General features: G+C 70.1%; 14 protein-coding genes. 10 read left to right on the forward strand and 4 right to left on the reverse strand.

Annotation, left to right across the window (positions count from 1 at the left end; all coding sequences use genetic code 11):
* Positions 1-9: 9 nt before the first annotated feature.
* Positions 10-975: an SMI1/KNR4 family protein gene (locus OO71_RS49920; protein ID WP_162186038.1), complete on the forward strand. Its 966-nt coding sequence runs from the start codon at positions 10-12 to the stop codon at positions 973-975.
* 3 nt (positions 976-978) lie between these two features.
* Here the strand turns inward: OO71_RS49920 and OO71_RS06825 are convergent, their stop codons facing one another.
* The 4 genes from OO71_RS06825 to OO71_RS06840 all read right to left on the reverse strand — a co-directional run bounded on the left by OO71_RS06825 (position 979) and on the right by OO71_RS06840 (position 5385).
* On the reverse strand, positions 979-1812 hold the full coding sequence (locus OO71_RS06825) for an IclR family transcriptional regulator (protein ID WP_156096209.1): 834 nt from the start codon (positions 1810-1812) through the stop codon (positions 979-981).
* Positions 1813-1907: 95 nt separating this feature from the next.
* Positions 1908-3260, reverse strand: coding sequence for an MFS transporter (locus OO71_RS06830; protein ID WP_051791156.1), 1353 nt, complete (start codon positions 3258-3260; stop codon positions 1908-1910).
* Positions 3257-4216, reverse strand: a complete 960-nt coding sequence (locus OO71_RS06835; RefSeq protein WP_033288804.1) for an NADPH:quinone oxidoreductase family protein — start codon at positions 4214-4216, stop codon at positions 3257-3259. The genes OO71_RS06830 and OO71_RS06835 overlap by 4 nt, the downstream gene beginning before the upstream one ends.
* The gene (locus OO71_RS06840; protein ID WP_033288805.1) at positions 4216-5385 is read right to left on the reverse strand and encodes a CaiB/BaiF CoA transferase family protein; all 1170 of its coding nucleotides are present in this window, start codon (positions 5383-5385) and stop codon (positions 4216-4218) included. The genes OO71_RS06835 and OO71_RS06840 overlap by 1 nt, the downstream gene beginning before the upstream one ends.
* A 104-nt stretch (positions 5386-5489) precedes the next feature.
* On the opposite strand from OO71_RS06840, the gene OO71_RS06845 reads away from it, so the two are divergent.
* The 9 genes from OO71_RS06845 (at position 5490) to OO71_RS06885 (ending at position 18871) form a co-directional block, all read left to right on the forward strand.
* On the forward strand, positions 5490-6335 hold the full coding sequence (locus OO71_RS06845) for an alpha/beta fold hydrolase (RefSeq protein WP_063740025.1): 846 nt from the start codon (positions 5490-5492) through the stop codon (positions 6333-6335).
* Complete coding sequence (locus tag OO71_RS06850; protein ID WP_033288807.1) at positions 6328-7140, forward strand: alpha/beta fold hydrolase; 813 nt, start codon at positions 6328-6330, stop codon at positions 7138-7140. The genes OO71_RS06845 and OO71_RS06850 overlap by 8 nt, the downstream gene beginning before the upstream one ends.
* Before the next feature lie 38 nt (positions 7141-7178).
* Positions 7179-8318, forward strand: a complete 1140-nt coding sequence (locus OO71_RS46205) for an amidohydrolase (protein ID WP_211260456.1) — start codon at positions 7179-7181, stop codon at positions 8316-8318.
* Between the two features lie 145 nt (positions 8319-8463).
* Positions 8464-9843, forward strand: coding sequence for a serine hydrolase domain-containing protein (locus tag OO71_RS06860; protein WP_033288808.1), 1380 nt, complete (start codon positions 8464-8466; stop codon positions 9841-9843).
* Positions 9844-9888: 45 nt separating this feature from the next.
* Entirely contained in the window at positions 9889-11475 is a 1587-nt protein-coding gene (locus OO71_RS06865) for an ABC transporter substrate-binding protein (protein WP_033288809.1), read from the forward strand.
* A gap of 40 nt (positions 11476-11515) precedes the next feature.
* Positions 11516-12514 carry an ABC transporter permease gene (locus OO71_RS06870; RefSeq protein ID WP_245633602.1) on the forward strand — a complete coding sequence of 333 codons (999 nt, stop codon included), beginning with the start codon at positions 11516-11518 and terminating at the stop codon, positions 12512-12514.
* Positions 12515-12517: 3 nt separating this feature from the next.
* A complete protein-coding gene (locus OO71_RS06875) occupies positions 12518-14416 on the forward strand; it encodes a dipeptide/oligopeptide/nickel ABC transporter permease/ATP-binding protein (protein ID WP_033288810.1) in 1899 nt (632 codons plus the stop codon).
* A gap of 217 nt (positions 14417-14633) precedes the next feature.
* Complete coding sequence (locus OO71_RS06880; RefSeq protein WP_033288811.1) at positions 14634-15569, forward strand: ABC transporter ATP-binding protein; 936 nt, start codon at positions 14634-14636, stop codon at positions 15567-15569.
* Positions 15566-18871 carry a serine hydrolase gene (locus OO71_RS06885; RefSeq protein ID WP_033288812.1) on the forward strand — a complete coding sequence of 1102 codons (3306 nt, stop codon included), beginning with the start codon at positions 15566-15568 and terminating at the stop codon, positions 18869-18871. The genes OO71_RS06880 and OO71_RS06885 overlap by 4 nt, the downstream gene beginning before the upstream one ends.

The following is an 18871-nucleotide window of genomic DNA, read 5'->3' on the forward strand; positions in this document are numbered from 1 at the left end:
ATGCGGCCGATGAATGTTCCCGTGACGCCTCCCGAATGGCGGGAGTTCCTGTCCGCCTACAGCGACGAGTACCTGCGCCTGGAGGACGACGACGAGGATCTCGAACCGGCGCAACGGGAAAACCGCTGGCTGGGCTACGAACCGGCGACCGCAGAGGCCGTGCGGGAGGCCGAGGTGCGGCTGGGGGTGGCGTTGCCGCCGGAATACCGGAACTTCCTGCTGACCAGCAACGGCTGGCGCAACATCGACCCGGAGGTCGAGGAACTGTTCCCGGTGGACGAGATCGGCTGGTTTGCGGACCTGGAAGCCGAACTGCTGAGCTGGTGGGATCACGACAAGGAGGTCGTCGCGCAGGTGAAGCCGTGCCTGCTGGTCTCGGCCCCGGGCAGCTGCGCAGTGTACTGGCTGCTGGACCCCACGACGATCGGCCCGGACGGCGAATGGGCCGCCTATGAATGGGCGACCGGGGACGGTTCCTTGCCCGCTTCGTATCCGAGTTTCGGTGCGTTGGTGGCGAGTGCCCGGAAGGTATTCGAAAACTGGAAAGCCGAGGGGTCGATTGTCAAGGATTCCGGAGAACGCAAACCTGCCGCCGGATCGGTTCCGGAAGACAGCGGCGTACGCCTTTCCGCGCAGTTCGACCATCTCGCGTTGACCGTCGCGGACCGGGCCGCCTCGGTCGCGTTCTACACGAGTCTGCTCGGCATGGAAGCGGCCGCCTCCGACGACCGCAACACCATGCTTACCCTTGGTGACCGGATCCACCTACGCGTGAGCGAAGGCACCCCGGGTAACACCGAGCTGTGCTTCGTGGTGGACGACCCGGTGCTGCTCCTGATCGACCGGCTCCGGGAACGGGGCGTGAAGATCGAAGCAGGCCCGATCAGCGAAATCGGCGCGCGGGGTCCGATGTACAGCCTCCATCTGCGCGACCCCGACCGGAACCTGGTCAAGCTGTGCAACTACCTGGACTGAGCTTCACTGCGGCCGCAACGGCACCACTCCGGCCTGCCCGATCCCGTCGTACCCCTTCGCCAGCTCGCGGCTGATCGACAACGTCGCCAGGCGGAGGGCGGGTTCGACCGCGGCCAGGGAGCGCGGGCGGGTCACCGTGTGGGAGACGACCGAGAGCGCCGCGACCACCCGGCGGTCCGGGCCGAAGATCGGGGCCGCCACGGACGCCGTACCCAGCGACAGCTCCTCCGTGCACCGTGCGATGCCGGTGTCCCTGGCCTCGCGCAGGGACTTCATGAGCACGCCCGGCAGCACGATCGTATGCGGCGTGTACCGCTTCAAGCCCGCCTCCAGCACGGCCGTCTGGAGCTCGCGCGAGGCGTGGGCCAGGAGGATCTTCCCGACGCCCGTCGCGTGAAGGGGAGAGCGCCCGCCGACCCGGCTGACGACGTCCACCGAGCGGCGGCCCCACACCCGCTCGACGTACAGGACCTCGTCGCCCTCCAGCACGGCGAGGTGGACGTTCTCCGCGGTGGTCTCGTACAGGTCCTGCATGAATGGCAACGACACGTCCCGCAGCGTGCGCGGCGCGGGACAGAGCGAGCCGAGCTCCCACAGCCGCAGGCCGATCCGGTACACGCCGTCGCGCTGTTTCTTCAGCGCACCCAGCTCGACGAGTTCCGCGGTGATCCGGTGAACCGTCGACACCGGCATGCCCGTGACGGCCGCCAGCTCGATCAGCCGCATGGCAGGCCGTTCCTGCGAAAAGGCGTTGAGCAGCGCGAACACCCGCCCGGCGACCGTGCGCCCGGCCTGGCTTTCCCGCGACACGCTCATGATCGGCACCGGTTCGGTCATGACCGCCTCCCCATGTCGGCGGTCTCGCGCGATGGTACCTGGATTGCGGCTGAGAATTCCCCTGACGGCCGACGTCCTGCGCGCGCCCGGTCTGGTCATGATTGCCTCCCCGCGCCGACGGTCTCGCGTGACAGCGCCCTGCCCGGGTGTCGCAGATCGCGGATGAGCAGCCCCACCACGGCTACCGCGACGGCTGACATGGCGATCGCCAGCACGCGGATGTCCGGTGGCGCACAGGGTTCGGGTGGAGCGGTCGCCCCGGCCAGGCCGACGGCCAGAATCGCTCCCGCGTACCGCGCGGACTGGAACAGCCCGCCGACCACGCCCGACATCTCGGCCGGGGCCCGTTCGTACATGAGCCGTTGCAGGCCGAGGTTGCCCAGTCCGTACGGCACGCCCAGCACCACGCCGTCGGCCACTACCAGCCACGCTGGCGTGTCGGGGCCGAAGACGGCGATCAGCGCGACCCCGGCCAGCAGCACCACCCCGGCCGCCACCAGGGTCCGTCCGACGCCCAGCCGTCGCATGATCGGGCTGCCCAGCACGGTTGCCACCACGCTGGTCACGGCGATCGGCATGATCAGCAGCCCGGCCGCGGCGGCGTCGTACCCGAGCGTCGACTGCAGCCACGGCGGCAAACCGTAGAACGCGCCGTAATAGACCAGGTTGAACAGCACGAAAATGCCGAGCACCGACCGCACCCCGCCGAGCGCGCGCAGGTCCACGAAGGGCTCGGCAGCACGCCGTTCCCACCAGAGGAATCCGCCTGCGCCCAGCCCCAGGACGAGGGCGCCGAGCAGGGAAAACCCGGTGAGCACGACGTCCAGGAGCCCGATTGCCGCCGCGGCGAACAGGGCGACGCCGATCGGGTCGAGGCAGCGCAGTACGGAGCCGGGGCGGCGGTCGTCCGGGCCGAGGGCGCGCCAGGCCAGCACGAGTGCGGTCGCGAGGATCGGCAGGTTCACCCAGAAGATCGACTGCCAGCCGCCCCACGACGTCAGCAGTCCGCCGAGGACCGGGCCGACCGCGCCCGCGGTGGTGTTGACCGTCGCGATCATCGACAGCCGTCCCGCGGCCGCGCCACCGTCGCGCCGGAGGACGACCATCGCGCACGGGAACGCCGCCGAAATGCCGACCGCCTGAAGGCCGCGGCAGACCACGAGCACGGCGAACGACGGTGCCAGTGCCGCCATCGCCGACGCTGCGGTAGCCACGAGCAGGCCCGCGGTGAAGAGCCGTCGCGGGCCGATCTGGTCGGCGACGCGTCCGAGCAGCGGCTGGCACACGCTCGCGGTCAGGTAGAAGACCGTGACCATCCAGGTGGTGGTCGCCAGCGAGAGCGTGAAATGCTGCTGGATCGGCGCGACGGCCACCGCCACCATCGACGAGTTCAACGGCGCGAGCAGCGTCCCGGCAAGCAGCGCGACGAGCGCGGTCCGGCGGGTCATCCAGGTACCCGCAGCAGCAGTTTGCCCCGGACCTTGCCCGCTGCGAGATCCCGTAACGCCCGCGGACCTTCGGACAGCGGCAGCACGTCGTGTACCCGGTGGCGAAGGCGGTCGGCCCAGCCGAAGATCGTCCGCAGGTTGGCTTCGTGCGTCGCGCGGTCGCGCCGGACGAACTCGCCGAAGAACACCCCGACCACCGAAGATCCTTTGACCAGCGGGATGTTCAGCCCGACCCGCGGAATCCCGCCGGAGGCGAACCCGACCACGAGATACCGCCCCTGCCACCCGACCGCGCGTACCGCGGCCTCGGCGACCGCGCCACCGACCGGGTCGAAGATGACGTCCGCGCCACCGGTGAGGTCTTTGATCTTTTGCTTCGGGTCTCCGTCGCCATAGGAGAACGTTTCATGCGCGCCGTACTCAAGCGCCAACGCCGCTCGCTCCACTGTGGACGCACCGGCAATCACTTTGGCACCCAACAGATTTCCGATGTCCACTGCGGCCGATCCCACGCCACCTGCCGCGCCGAGAACGACCAGCGTCTCACCCGCACGCAGTCCGGCCCGTTGTACGAGCGCGTGATAAGCCGTGGCGTATGCGACCAGAATCGCGGCACCTTGAGCTTCGCTGACGTGCTCCGGCAGCCGCGTGACCCGATCTGCGCGGACGACCACAAACTCCCGCGCACAACCGTATTCTTCGTTCCCCACCACGCGATCGCCGACCTGGATCGAGGTGACCTCCGAGCCGGCCGCCGTCACGGTACCGGCATATTCACTGCCCGGAGAGAACGGCGGCTCCGGCTTCACCACGTGCTGTCCGGCGATGACCAGCGTGTCGTGGAAATTCAACCCGACGTGACTCACGGCCACGACCACCTCGCCAGGCCCGGGTACCGGATCCGGCAGCTCCAGCAGTTCGAGCACGCCGAGCCGGGTACAGACCAGGGCGCGCATCAGGAACCCGACCCGGGCGCGAAAACCACTCCGGCGGCGAGGAAACCGGAAACTTCGGAAGAAGAAAAACCGGCGTTGCGCAAGAGATCCACCGTGTGCTCGCCGAGTTCCGCCGGAGGGGTACGCACTCCGGGTAGCTTCCCGTCGTATCGCACCGGATGCCGGACCACTGTCGCTTGTGCACTGTCCACTTCGAACTCGGTGAGCAAACCTTCCGCCACCACTTGGGGATCGGTGGCGAGGTCGTCGTAAGTGGCCACTCGCTCGAACCAGAAACCCCGTGGCGCCAGGCGGGAAGCGAATTCCGCGTAGGTGAGTCCGGAAAGGACAGTCTGCAACATTTTGACGTACTCGTCCCGCTCTTCGTACCCGGCCAGTTCGGGCGAACCCAGTGCCTCGCCGAGGTGGTCCATCGGACCGCTGATCGCGAGGACCACCGAGGCGTCCCGCAGCCGGTAGACGCCGTAGGGCGCGTCGATCGACCAGCACGCCAGTTCGACGGGCCGCTCCAGATCGGCGTGGGTCCGGCGGCCCGAGTAGTACAGCGCCAGCGATTCGGCCTGCAGGTCGAGCCCGGCGCCGAGCAGGCTCGACTCGACCCGCGTGCCCTCGCCGGTGGCGAGTTTGCGGGCGTACGCGGCCAGCACGCCCATCGCGAGCAGCGCGGCACCGTGGTGGTCGACGACCGGGGTACCCGCGGCCGTGTGGTGGTCGCCGGTCGCGTCGATGAGCCCGGTCCGCGCCTGCACCAGCAGGTCGACCCCCGGCCGGCCGGCCATCGGCCCGCGCGAACCCCAGCCGGTGGCGGACGCGTAGATGATGTCCGGCTTGATTTCCCGCACCGCTTCGTAGCCGAGGCCGAGCCGGTCCAGCGCGCCGTCGCGGTAGTTCTCGAGCACTACGTCGGCGCGTTCGAGCAGAGGACGGAGCACGCGGAGCGCGTCGGGATGTTTGAGATCGACCGAGATCGACCGCTTGTTGCGGTTCACCGACAGGTGCGTGACGCTGCGCCCGGCCAGCCGGATGCCGCCGCTGCCGACGCGCCGTTCCCACGACCCGCCCGGCGGCTCGACGGTCACCACGTCGGCACCGAGGTCCGCGAGGTGCTGTGCGGCCGCCGGTCCCTGCACGAAGTGCGCAAAACTCAGCACGGTCATCTTCTCGAGCATCTGCCTGACGCTAGAAACCCGCCGCGCTCCGGCCAATGCCGCGTTTCCGGTGAACGGAAACGCAGTGTCGCGACCTGGGCGTGATCCACGGCAGGCTGGCCCGTATGGAACGCATCCGGCTCCCGGGTCACGTGCTCAATTGCGCGGTCACCGGCCACGGTCCCGCCGTCCTGCTGCTGCACGGCTGGCCGCAGACCGGTTACGCGTGGCGGCACGTCGTCCCGCTGCTCGCCGACCGGTACACCGTCGTCGTGCCCGATTTGCCCGGGTTCGGCGCCAGCTCGCGTCCGGCTGATGGGTACGACAAGCGGTCCGTCGCCGGAATCCTGCACCAGCTCATGACGCACCTCGGGCTGCCGCGATACCACGTTGCCGGGCACGACGTCGGCGGCCAGATCGCGTACCCGCTTGCCGCGCTGCACCCGGAATCCGTGCGCAGCTTGACTTTCGTGGAAGCCGGAATCCCCGGCCTAGGCAACAGTCTCGCCGCGGCGAACCCGCTCACCGGCGGATCGTGGCATTTCGGCTTCAACCAGGTCCCGGACCTGCCGGAGTACCTGCTGGCCGGGCGCGAACGCGGGTACCTGGAATTCCTGTTCCGCCGCGATTCCATCGGCCTTTACGTCACCGAGGCCATCGATGATCGCGCGCTCGATGAGTACACCCGTGCCTTGTGTGTTCCCGGCGCAATTCGTTCCACGATGGCCTATTACCGCGCGCTGCCCGCTGACATCGAAGACAACCACAAGCTCGCGACGACCCGGCTCACGCTGCCGACCGCGGTGATCGGCGCACGCCACGGCGTCGGTCTCGGCTGGCTGGACACCGTGCAGGAGGCAGCGGAGGACGTGTCGTCGTGGTGGATCGAGGACTGCGGGCACTACGTTCCGGAGGAGCGTCCGGCGGAGCTGGCGCACATCCTGGCCGAGAGGTGGGGGACTGATGATTGACGTGGTAGTAGTGCACGGCGCGTGGCACAGTGCGGGCCATTTCGCTGCGCTGGCGGCGGAACTGGCGGCGCGCGGACACCGGACGCTCGCGGTCGACCTGCCGGGGCACGGTACCCGCGCGCGGTTTCCGGCGAGCTACCTGGCGCGTGATGTCGAGAGTCTCCGCACGGAACGGTCGCCCTTGGCTGATCTCACGTTGGACGAAGTTGCCCAGGACGTCGTAGCGACGCTTCGCAGGTTCCCGAAGCCGCCCGTTCTCGTCGCGCACAGCATGGGTGGCGCGGTTATCAGCCGCGTGGCCGAATTGGCGCCGGAATCGATCGCGCGGCTGGTGTACGTCGCCGCATTCATTCCGACCCGTGGTCCGGCCGGTGCGTATTTGGCGTTGCCGGAAGCGAAATCCGCTCTGGGTGACGGGCTTTACCTTGGTGACGCGGCCGCGCTTGGCGCCGTGCGTATCGACCCGCGCAGCACCGAATCCGGGTATCAAAAGGAATTGCATGACGCATATTTCTCCGACCTCGACACTCCGCAATTCCAGGCCCTCGCCGCCACCCTGACCCCGGACCAGCCCCTGTCGTTTCTGGCCACCCCAACCGGCGCAACCGCCGAGCGATGGGGCGGTGTCCCGCGCACCTACCTGCGCACCACCCGCGACCGTGCGTTGCCGATCGCCCTGCAGGACGTGATGCTCCGGGACGCTGATGCGCTGGGCGGCACTACCACCGTCAGGACCCTGGCCGCCGGGCACTCGGTCTTCGCCGCACGGCCGGGCGAGGTCGCGGATGTGGTCGTGCGCACCTGAGCCAGCCAGCGGGAACCTCAGTTTGGTATACCATAAGCATGGCTTCTCTCACGGTGACCGGCGTGCGCCCATGGGGCGGCGCGCCCGCCGACCTCGTCTTCGACGGCGCACTCATCTCCGACGTCCGACCGGCCGGTTCGGCCCCGGTCGAAGGCGAGCGGATCGACGGTCGCGGGCTGCTCGCGCTGCCGGGGTTCGTCAACGCGCACGCGCACGTGGACAAGAGCTGGTGGGGTAAGCCGTGGGTGTCGTACGGCGGGGTGGCGACCACCGAGGGCCGCATCGCGCACGAACGGGCCGAGCGGGATGCGCTGGGTATCCCGAGCATCGAGGTCGCCGAGGCGGTGCTGCGCGAGTTCATCCGGCATGGCACCACTGCTACGCGCAGCCATGTGGACGTCGACCTGGGTCTCGGACTCCGCGGCATCGAGGCGGTCCGGGAGGCGGCGGCCAACCTGGGCGGTGCGGTCGAGGTCGAGATCGTGGCCTTCCCCCAGGACGGCGTGCTGCGGCGGCCGGGCGTCCTCGACCTGCTCGACCAGGCCGCGGCGGCGGGCGCGGACCGGATCGGCGGCATCGACCCGGCCGGGATCGACCGCGACCCGGTCGGCCAGCTCGACGGCTTGTTCGCGATTGCCGAGCGCCGGGGCGTCGGCCTCGACATCCACCTGCACGACAGTGGCGAGCTCGGCGCGTTCCAGTACGAGCTGATCGCCGACCGGACGGTCCGGACCGGGCTGCAGGGCAAAGTGACCGTCTCGCACGGGTTCGCCCTCGGCGAGGTCGCCCCGGCGCGGCAGGCGCAGCTGCTGGACCGGATCGCCGAGGCGGGGATTTCGCTCGCCACCGTCGCCCCGGTGCGCTCGGCGCCGCTGCCATGGCCGGACCTGTCCGCGCGGCAGATCCCGGTGGGCCTGGGCACCGACGGCATCCGAGACCTGTGGTCCCCCTACGGCGACGGCGACGTACTCCGCATCGCCCTCGGCTTCGCCCGCCTGCACGGCCTGCGCGCGGACGAGGAGCTGACGACCGCGGTGGACCTGGCGACCCGCCTCGGGGGGTCGTTTGCGGGCCGTGATCGGCACGATCTCGCCCCGGGGTGCCGGGCGGATGTGGTGCTGGTGGATGCGGAGAACGTGCCGGATGCGTTGGTGCGGTTCCGCCGCGGGCGTTGGTGATCTCCGGTGGCCGGGTGGTCGCGCGTGGCGGAGAACTGCTCGTCTGAGCCGGTCAGGCCGATTTCGTCGGCTGCTCCAGCTCCCTGCGTCCACATATGTGGTCGCGGACGAACTTTTCGCTCAAGCTGCGGGATACGTTCCCCGAATGGACAAGCTCGACGCTATCCGCGGGCGGCTGGAGCAGGAACTCCCCGCTTTGCTGGAACGACACAGAGTGCCCGGGGCCGTGGTCGCGGTCGCCGCCGGCGATGAGGTGGCCGCGGTGGCTGCCGGGGTGCTGAATCTCGATACCGGGGTCACCACCACCACCGATTCGGTCTTCCAGATCGGCTCCATCACGAAGGTCTGGACGGCCACCCTCGTGATGCAGCTCGTCGACGAGGGGCTCGTCGACCTCGATGCGCCGATCCGGCGTTACCTGCCCGATCTACGCCTCGGCGACGAGGCTGCCGCCGCCGTGATCACCGTGCGGCAGCTGCTCAGCCACACCGCTGGGTTCGAGGGCGACCTCTTCACCGACACCGGACCCGGTGACGACGCGGTGGAGAAGTTCGTCGACAGCCTCGGCGACACCGCCCAGCTGTTCCCGCCCGGGGAGCTGTTCTCCTACAACAACGCCGGCTACGTCGTCCTCGGCAGGCTGGTCGAGGTGCTGCGGGGGAAGAACTACGAGGACTGCCTCCGTGAGCACCTCGGCGCCCCGCTCGGTCTCACGCACTTCTCTACCTCCGCGGTCGACGCCATCCGGTTCCGTGCCGCGATCGGGCACGTCGAACCCGGGCCGGGCGAGGACCTCGTGGCCGCGCCGGTGTGGTCGATGCTGCGGTCCAACGGCCCGGCCGGTTCGTCGCTCGCGATGACTGCCGGCGACCTGCTCACCTTCGCCCGCATGCACCTCAAGGGCGGTACCTGGGACGGTACCCAGGTGCTGAGCGCGGAAAGCACCGCCGCCATGCCGCAGCGGCAGGTCGGGGTTCCGCCGCTCGGCATCATGGGCGACGCCTGGGGCCTCGGCTGGGAGCTGTTCGATTCCCCCGGCGGCCAGGTGTACGGCCACGACGGCAACACCATCGGCCAGGCCGCGTACCTCCGTCTCGTTCCCGGGCATGACCTCGCGGTGACCCTGCTGACCAACGGCGGCGACACGATGACCCTGTACGCCGATGTCATCCCCGGGCTGCTCAGGGAACTGGCCGGCATCGACGTTTCGCTGCCGCCGCGCCCGCCCGCGGAGCCGGAGCCGTTCGCGGCCGACCGGTACCTCGGCACCTACGCCAGCACGGCCGCCGACCTCGTGGTCTCCCAGGACGACGAGGGCAAGGTCTGGCTGGAGCAGCGGCCCAAGGGCACTGCCGCGGAAATGGGTTCCGGCCTGCGCGCCGAACTCGTCCTGCTCGAAGGCGACACCCTGATCCTGCGTGAGGCGCAGGAAGGGATCCACCTGCCGCTGGTTTTCCTCGGCGACGACGGCACCGGCCGCGCGCAGTACGTCCACTCCGGACGGGCGACCCGCCGCGCCGGTTGATCCACCCCCTTCCCCGGGGCCGCGTGACCCCCCACTGGAGGAACCATGAAGAAAACCGTTCCCGCACTGGCCGGGATCGGAGCGCTGGCTGTGGCGCTCACTGCCTGCGGAGGCGGCGGGCAGAGCCCCGCGGCAGGCGCCGGGCCGGTCGTCGAAGGCGGTACGTTCACCTACATCGCCGGCGGCGATCCGGGCAACCTCGATCCCCAGTTCACCAGCCTGTCGGTCACCATCCAGGCCGACAAGTTCCTCTACGACTCCCTGGTCGCGATCGACCCGAAGGGGGCGGAGGTCGCCGGCCTCGCGGAGAAGTGGGAAGGCGATACGACCAAGGCGAAATACACCCTGCGCAAGGGGGTCACCTGTTCCGACGGGACCCCGCTGACCCCGCAGCTGGTGGCCGACAACATCAACTTCGTGAGCGATCCGGCGCACGGCTCCTCGATGGTCGGGCTCACCGTCCCGCCGGGGGCCAAGGCCACCGCCGACGAAGCGGCCGGGACCGTTTCGGTCACCTCGGCCGTGCCCGACTCGTTCCTGGTCCGCAACCTCGGCAGCCTGCCGATCGTGTGCCCGAAGGGCATGAAGGACCGCAACATCCTCAAGCAGGGCGCGGACGGGACCGGCCAGTTCACCGTCACCGAGGCCGTCGCGGGCGACCACTACACCTTCACCCGCCGCAAGGACTACAAGTGGGGCCCAGGCACCAGCTCGGACGAGAAGGGCTTGCCCGACAAGGTCGTGCTGCGCGTCGTCGGCAACGAGACGACCGCGGCGAACCTGGTGGTGTCCAAGCAGGTCAACGCCGCCCAGATCGTCGGACCGGACAAGCAGCGGCTCGACGGCATGGGCCTCGCCAAGGTCTCGGCCGAGACGCTGTTCGGCGAGATGTGGTACGACCAGGCGCCCGGCCTGCCCACCGCGGACCCGGCGGTGCGCCGCGCGCTGACCCAGGCGCTCGACCTCGGCCAGCTCGGCCAGGTGCTCACTGGCGGCACCGGCAAACCGTCCACCGGGCTCGTCGCACCGGGCATGGGACCGTGTGACCACAACACGATCACCGGTCTGCTGCCCCCGCTGGACGAGGCCGCCGCGAAGTCCACTTTGGACAGTGCGGGCTGGGTTGCCGGCTCCGACGGGACCCGGGCCAAGGACGGCAAGAAGCTGTCGATCTCGTTCTACTACCCGACCACGCTCGGCTCCACCATGCAGGCGGCCGCCGAACTGGTGCAGCAGCGCTGGACCACGATCGGCGTGCAGGTCGAGGTGAAGGGCATGACCGACGCGGAAAGCTCGCAGATCCTCGCCCAGAACAGCTGGGGCGCCGCGATCGTGCCGCTCACCGTCGTGCTGCCCTCACAGCTGGTGCCGTTCCTGTCCGGTCCCGGTGGCACGCAGGGCAACAACTTCGCGCAGATCAAGAACACCGAGTACGACGCTGCCGCGAAGGCCGCCTCCGAGACCGCCGGCGCGGCGGGCTGCGACAAGTGGGCCGAGGGCGAGAAGGCCGTGGTGAAGGCACTGAACCTGGTGCCCTTCGTGAACAGCGTGCGGTCGTACTACCTGCAGGGCACCAAGTTCGACCAGGCCGAGGGCTCGATCGTGCCCAGCTCGATCCGCATGCTCGGCTGAGCCGAAGCCGAAAAGGGAGGGAAAAGCGTTGGTGAGCCCAGTGAACACCGTGTCGGCGCAGCTGCCGAACCGCCGCCTCGGCGCGCTCGCCGACCACGTCTGGCTGTCGTTCGCGGTGCGAAGACTGACCCGGCTGGTGGTCTCGGTGTGGGTGCTCCTGACCGCGTCGTTCGGGATGATCCACGTCATCCCGGGCGACCCGGTCCGCGCCGCACTCGGCCCGAACGCCCCGGCCGTGCTGGTCGAGGCGAGACGGGCCGCACTCGGGCTCACCGACCCGTTGTGGCAGCAGTACCTGCATTACCTCGGCGACCTGTTCACCGGCAAGTTCGGCACGTCGATGACGACCGGGCTGCCGGTGTCCCAGGTGATCTCGGACCGGCTCCCGGCCACGCTCGAGGTGGCCGGGTACGCCTTCCTCGCCGCCGTGGTGGTCGCGGTGCCGCTCGGCGCGGGCATGGCAGTGCTCACCCGCGGCGGGCGGCGCCGCCGGACCGAACTGGCCTTCACCTCGACCAGCGTGGTGTTCGCGGCGATCCCCGAGTTCCTCCTCGCGGTCGGGCTGGTGTTCGTGTTCGCGGTCAGTTTCGGCTGGCTGCCGGTGGCCGGTCGCGGCGGGCCGGAGTCGTACCTGCTTCCGGTGGCGGCGCTCGCGATCGGCCCGGCGGCGGTGCTGTCCCGCATCGTGCGGGTGGAGATGCTCGCGGTGCTGCAGGCGGATTACGTCCGCACCGCGCGGGCGAAACGGCTGCCTCCGCTCGTGGTGTACCTGCGGCACGCGCTGCCGAATGCACTCACCGCAACGCTGACCGTCGGCGGCATGCTGCTCGGCGCGATGGTGGCCGGGACGGTGCTCGTGGAGAACGTCTTCGCGTGGCCCGGTCTCGGCAGCACGATCGTGCAGTCGATCATCGCGAAGGACTATCCCCAGGTGCAAGGTGTCGTGCTGGTGTACGGGCTCGGGGTGCTGCTGGTGAACCTCGTGGTGGACATCGCGCTCGCCGTGCTCAATCCCCGTTCCCTGACGAAGGAGGGCTGAGGCGTGCGTCGCACGAGGTGGGCCGGCGCACTGCGGACCCCGGTCGGTGCCGGAGCCGCGGCCGTGCTGTTCTTGGTGATCGTGCTTGCGATCGCCGCGCCGATGCTGTGGTCGCAGCAGGCGGAAACCGTGGACACCAGCCACATCCTGCAAGGCGTGTCGGGCGACCATTGGGCCGGTACGGACAATCTGGGTCGCGACATTTTCTTCCGCGTGCTCGTGGCGACGCGGTTCTCGGTCGAGCTGGCGCTGGCCGCGACGCTGCTCGGCGTGGTCGTCGGGCTCGCGCTCGGGACCGCGCCGCTGCTGCTCGGCAAACGCGCGGGCCGGTTCGTGATCGCGGTGGTCGACATCGCGGTGGCGTTCCCCGGACTGCTGCTCGCGCTGTTCTTCGCGGTGATTTTCGGCGTGGGTACCAAAGGCGCGGTACTGGCCATCGGATTTGCCGTCGCACCAGGTTTTGCGCGGTTGACGCATACGCTGGCGGCCGGGGTCAGCGGGCTGGATTACGTTGCCGCGGCGCGCATTGCGGGTGCCGGACGGTTCCGGGTGATGGCTCGGCACGTGCTGCCGAACATCGCCGAACCGCTGATCGTCAACGCGACGATCGGCGCGGGCGGTGCGCTGCTGGCGTTCGCCGGGCTCTCCTTCCTCGGGCTCGGCGTGCAGCCACCGGCGTACGACTGGGGGCGCCTGCTCGGCGACGGGCTGAGCGGGCTCTACCTGCACCCGGCGGCCGCGCTCGCCCCGGCCATCGCGGTGGTGATCGCGGGGCTGGCGTTCAACCTCTTCGGCGAGACGGCCGCGAAAGCGCTCGGGCACCCGTCGCCCGGGCAGCGGATTCTGGCGCGGCGCAAGGAAGTTGTCGCGGACGAGCCGGCCGCTGCGGAGCCGGACGCGCCGGTGCTGGTGGTCGAGGACCTGCGGGTGAGCTTCCCCGGGCCGAACGGCCCGATCGAGCCGGTCCGGGGGGTCGGGTTCACCGTCGGACGCGGGGAAACCGTTGGCGTGGTGGGGGAATCGGGCTCCGGCAAGAGTCTCACCGCACTCGCGGTCGCGCGGCTGGTGGAGGAACCCGGGCACGTCCAGGCGGGCCGGGTGGACTTCCTCGGCCGGTCGCTGCTCGGCGACGAGCGGGCGTTGCGGTCGCTGCTGGGGACGTCGTTCGCGATGGTGTTCCAGGACCCGTCGTCGTCGTTCAACCCGACCCGGCGGATCGGCAACCAGCTGGCCGAGGTCGCGCGGTTCCACCAGGGCATGAACCGCACGGACGCCTTCACCCGGGCCGTCGACCGGCTGCGGGCGGTGCGGCTGCCCGCGGCGCAGCGCCGGGCGAAGCAGCTGCCGCACGAGTTCTCCGGCGGGATGCGGCAGCGTGCGATGATCGGGATGGGCTTGATGGGCAAGCCCGCGTTGATCGTCGCGGACGAACCGACGACCGCGCTGGACGTCACCGTGCAGCGCCAGGTCCTGCGCCTGCTGTGCGACGTACGGGACAGCGACGACGTCGCGATTCTCCTGATCAGCCACGACATTTCGGTGATCAACCAGATGTGCGCGCGGGTGCTGGTGATGTACGCCGGACGGATCGTGGAGGACTTGCCGACGACGGCACTGTCGGCAGCGCGCCACCCGTACACGCGGGCGCTGCTCGCGGCGGTACCGGACCTGGAAACCGACCGTGACGAGCCTCTTGCGGTGATCCCGGGTCGTCCGCCGGAACCGGCCAACCCGCCACCCGGCTGCGCGTTCGCCCCGCGTTGTCCGCTGGCCGACGCCCGCTGTTCCGAGGAAGCGCCGCCATTGCTCGCCGATGACGACGGACGCCGGGTCGCCTGCTGGCATGCGGGCGAAGAGGTTCCGGTGGACACGGAAACCGTGGGAGCGGGGGAAAGCCGATGAACCTGAGCACCTTTGCCCCGCCCATCCCATCCACCCCAGCCGACCCCAATGTGGCGTTGGGTGCATGTGACGCGTGGGATCGCGCCAATGTGGCGTTGGGTGCATGCGACGCACCCAATGTGGCGTTGGGTGCGTGGGATGCAGCGAATGTGGCATTGGGGCGATCGGTGGCGGTGGCGGTGGCCGGGCGGGCGCGTGGCGGAATGGGGGACGAGCGATGAGCGAGTTGCGTTTCGAGGACGTCTCAGTGCGCTACGGCAGCCGCCGCCGGGGGCTCACCGTGGTCGACGGCGTCAACCTCGTCGTGCCATCCGGGGCGACCGTCGGGCTGGTGGGCGAATCCGGGTCCGGGAAGTCCACGCTCGCCCGCGCCGCCGTCGGGCTGCTGGAGCCCTCTGCCGGGCGGATCGTGCTCGACGGGAAGCCGGTGCCGCGGCCCGGACCGGTGCAGATGGTGTTCCAGGACCCGTATTCGTCGCTCGATCCGCGGATGACCATCGGGTCCTCGATTGCCGAAGCGCTGCCCCGCGGGAGCCGCGACCGGCGGGCCGAGGTGCTCCGCTTGCTGGAGCAGGTCGACCTGCCTGGTGACCGCGCCGACCAGTATCCCGCGCAGCTGTCCGGCGGGCAGCGGCAGCGGGTCGCGCTCGCCAGGGCGCTCGCGGCGCGGCCCGAGGTGATCATCGCCGACGAGATCACCTCCGCGCTCGACGTGTCCGTGCAGGGCACGGTGCTCAACCTCGTCCGTGAGCTGCAGCGGCGGATGCACCTGTCGCTGCTCTTCATCTCCCACGACCTCGCCGTGGTGCGGTACGTCAGCGACTTCCTCGCGGTGATGTACCTCGGCCGGATCGTGGAGCAGGGTCCGGCCGACGACGTCCTGCGTGACCCGCAGCATCCCTACACCCGCGAGCTGCTGGCCGCGGCCGGCGCGCGCGGGCTCGACGGCGGGCTCGAAGCCGAACCCGCCGATCCGCACCATCCGCCGTCCGGCTGCCGGTTCCATCCGCGGTGCCCGATCGGGCCGCTCGTGCTCGACGACCGCGACCTCTGCCGGGAGGTCGAGCCGGACGGTGACGGCCACCGGCACCACACCGCCTGTCACTTCGCGGCGGACGCCCTCGTCCCCGAGATCGCAAGGAGAAACCCATGACCAGACGGCAGCGCATCGCCGACCTCACCGCACTGGCGATCCCGGACCAGCCCGTGCTTTCCCCGCGTGGCACCGAAATCGTCTACGTCCTGCGTACCAGCGACGTGGAGAAGGACGAGAACGTCACGAGCCTGTGGCGCGTCGGCACGCACGAGGGCATCGCCCGTCCGCTCACCCGCGGCCGGTCCGACAGCGCGCCCGCGTGGGAACCGGCCGGCGACCGGATCGCGTTCCTGCGGGCGCAGGACGGTCCGCCGCAGGTGTGGCTGATCCCCGCGGACGGCGGCGAGGCCGAGGCCCTCACGTCGCTTCCGCTCGGGGCGGGGCGTCCATTGTGGAGCCCGGACGGCACCAAGATCGCTTTCACCGCAGCGGCGAACGCGCCGAAGGAAGGCACGCCCGCGCCGATCGTCACCGAGCGGCTCGACTACCAGTACGACGGCAGCGGCTACCTCGGCGAGGTCCGCTCGCACCTGTACGTGGCCGATGTCGCGACCGGCGACGTCCGCCAGGTCACCTCCGGCGACTGGCATGCGGGTGAACCCGCGTGGTCGCCCGACAGCACGAAGCTCGCCTTCGCCGCTTCGACGCACCCTGACCGCGACCTGGTGCTGGCCGCGCCGGTGCACGTGCTCGACGTGACGAACTCGGCCGCCGACCCCGAGGTAGTCGGCCTTTCCGCGGGCTACGCCGGCGCGGTGAGCTGGACCGCGGACGGGTCGGCGCTGCTCGTCATTGGCTATGCCGGTGCGCCGTACGGGCACCTGCGGCTGTTGCGGGTCCCGCTCGGTGGCGGCGAGCCGGTCGACCTCGCCGGTTCGCTCGACCGCAACGTGATGCCCGGCGCTCCGGCGTATCCGGGAGCGCTGCCGCAGCTGGCCGACGACGGCGCGAGCGTCCTGTTCTGCGTCCGCGACCGGGGTCGTTCGCACCTGTACTCGGTGCCGGTCGAGGGTGGCGAGCCGCGGCCGGTGCTCACCGGAGACGGCCGCAACGTGGCCGGGCTGAGCGTCGTCGGCGGCACTGCGGCAATCGTGTTGCAGACCGCGGATTCCTACGGCGAGATCGTGCGGGTCGACCTCACCGACCACTCCGAGGCGGTACGCACCGAGCACCGGCTGGCCGACGTCGAGCTGTTCCGGTCGGAGGAGCGCGAGTTCACGATCTCCGACGGCACCTCGGTGCACGGCTGGCTGCTGCGCGACCCGAAGGTGACCGGTCCGCGCCCGCTGCTGCTCGACATCCACGGCGGCCCGCACAACGCGTGGACCGGCGTTCCCGACGAGCTGCACTTCTACCACCAGGAGCTGGTTTCCCGCGGCTGGGCGGTCCTGCTGCTCAACCCGCGCGGCAGCGACGGCTACGGCGAGGCGTTCTACACCGGCGTCGAACACGCCTGGGGCATCGCCGACGCGAAGGACTTCCTGGAGCCGATCGACGCGCTCGTCGCCGAGGGCGTGGCGGACGCGGACAAGCTCGCGCTCACCGGGTACAGCTATGGCGGCTACCAGACCTGCTACCTGACCGGGCTCGACAACCGGTTCGCCGCCGCGGTTGCCGGAGGGGTCGTCTCCGACCTCACCAGCCTGGTCGGCACCGCTGACGAATCGCACTACTTCACCGCGTACGAGCTGGGCGCGCTGCCGTGGGACGAGCCGGAGAAGTACGCGGAAATGTCGCCGCTGCACCGGGTCGACCAGGTGGACACGCCGACGTTGATCCTGCACGGCGCCGACGATCTGCGGTGCCCGGTCGGCCAGGCCCAGCAGTGGCATGCGGCGCTGCGCGAGCGCGGGGTACCCACGAAACTGGTGCTGTACCCCGGAGGTTCGCACGGGTTCATCTTCCAGGGACCGCCTTCGCACCGGCTCGACTTCAACCGGCGCGTGGTCGACTGGATGCAGCAGTACACAGTGGACCGTCGGCCGCCGGTGGACGCGAAGCATTGGCAGCAGCGGCTTTCCGCGCTCGCCGAACGGCACCACGTACCCGGTGCGACGCTGGGTATCCTGCGGTTGAACCCGGACGGCGAGGACGAGCTCGTCACCGCCGCGCACGGGGTGCTCAACATCGAAACCGGCGTGGAGACCACCACCGATTCGGTGTTCCAGATCGGGTCGATCTCCAAGGTGTGGACCGCGACCGTCGTGATGCAGCTCGTCGACGAGGGTCTGCTCGACCTCGACGCGCCGATCACCGACGTGCTGCCGGAGCTGAAGCTCGCCGACGAAGCCGCCAACAAGGCCGTGACGATGCGGCACCTGCTGAGCCACACGAGCGGGATCGACGGCGACTTCTTCACCGACACCGGCCGCGGCGACGACTGCCTCGAGAAGTACGTGGCACTGCTCGGCGACCTCGCGCAGAACCACCCGATCGGCGCGACCTGGTCGTACTGCAACGCCGGGTTCTCCGTGGTGGGCCGCGTGATCGAGAAGCTCACCGGCGGGACCTGGGACGCGGCGATGAAGGAACGGCTCTTCACCCCGCTCGGTCTCGGCCACACCGGCACGCTGCCGGAGGAGGCGCTGCTGTTCCGCGCCGCGGTGGGCCACGTCGGGTCGCCCGAGCCGGTGAAGGCTCCCGTGTGGACACTCCAGCGGTCGGCCGGACCGGCCGGGCTCATCACGTCCACTGTGGACGATGTACTCGCGTTCGCCAGGATGCACCTCACCGGCGGGCTCGCCGCGGACGGCACGCGCGTGCTGAGCGAGGAGAGCGCCGCCGCGATGACCGCGAAGGAGGTCGACCTCCCGGACAAGCATTCGCTCGGCGACTCGTGGGGCCTCGGCTGGTTCCGGGTCGGCTGGTCGGGCCACCGGCTGTACGGCCACGACGGCAACACCATCGGCCAGGCGGCGTTCCTGCGCGTGCTGCCGGAGGAGAACCTCGCGGTCGTGCTGCTCACCAACGGTGGCAACGGGCACGATTTCTTCATCGAGACGTACCGCGAGATCTTCGGTGAGCTGGCCGGGATCGAGGTGCCCGCGCAGCTGACGCCGCCCGCGGAACCGGTCGCTGTCGACATCACCCCGCATCTGGGTACCTACGAGCGTGCCTCGATGCGGATCGAGGTGTACCGCGGTGAGCAGGGCGCCCGCATGCGGAGCACGATCACCGGTCCGCTGGCCGAGCTGGTGCCCGACCCGGTCGACGAGTACGACCTGGTCCCGCTGTCGGAGGACCTGTACCTGGTCCGCGAGCCGGAAGCGCGGATGTGGGTACCGGTCACGTTCTACTCGCTGCCCACCGGCGAGCGGTACCTGCACTACGGCGTCCGCGCGACGCCGAAGGTGTCCTGA

The sequence above is a fragment of the Amycolatopsis jejuensis genome (assembly GCF_000717335.1).
Classification (GTDB): domain Bacteria; phylum Actinomycetota; class Actinomycetes; order Mycobacteriales; family Pseudonocardiaceae; genus Amycolatopsis; species Amycolatopsis jejuensis.

Coding starts and splice junctions, on each gene's coding strand:
- OO71_RS49920 (WP_162186038.1), top strand. CDS start 10: ATGAATGTTCCCGTGACGCCTCCCGAATGGCGGGAGTTCCTGTCCGCC.
- OO71_RS06825 (WP_156096209.1), bottom strand. CDS start 1,812: ATGACCGAACCGGTGCCGATCATGAGCGTGTCGCGGGAAAGCCAGGCC.
- OO71_RS06830 (WP_051791156.1), bottom strand. CDS start 3,260: ATGACCCGCCGGACCGCGCTCGTCGCGCTGCTTGCCGGGACGCTGCTC.
- OO71_RS06835 (WP_033288804.1), bottom strand. CDS start 4,216: ATGCGCGCCCTGGTCTGTACCCGGCTCGGCGTGCTCGAACTGCTGGAG.
- OO71_RS06840 (WP_033288805.1), bottom strand. CDS start 5,385: ATGCTCGAGAAGATGACCGTGCTGAGTTTTGCGCACTTCGTGCAGGGA.
- OO71_RS06845 (WP_063740025.1), top strand. CDS start 5,490: ATGGAACGCATCCGGCTCCCGGGTCACGTGCTCAATTGCGCGGTCACC.
- OO71_RS06850 (WP_033288807.1), top strand. CDS start 6,328: ATGATTGACGTGGTAGTAGTGCACGGCGCGTGGCACAGTGCGGGCCAT.
- OO71_RS46205 (WP_211260456.1), top strand. CDS start 7,179: ATGGCTTCTCTCACGGTGACCGGCGTGCGCCCATGGGGCGGCGCGCCC.
- OO71_RS06860 (WP_033288808.1), top strand. CDS start 8,464: ATGGACAAGCTCGACGCTATCCGCGGGCGGCTGGAGCAGGAACTCCCC.
- OO71_RS06865 (WP_033288809.1), top strand. CDS start 9,889: ATGAAGAAAACCGTTCCCGCACTGGCCGGGATCGGAGCGCTGGCTGTG.
- OO71_RS06880 (WP_033288811.1), top strand. CDS start 14,634: ATGAGCGAGTTGCGTTTCGAGGACGTCTCAGTGCGCTACGGCAGCCGC.
- OO71_RS06885 (WP_033288812.1), top strand. CDS start 15,566: ATGACCAGACGGCAGCGCATCGCCGACCTCACCGCACTGGCGATCCCG.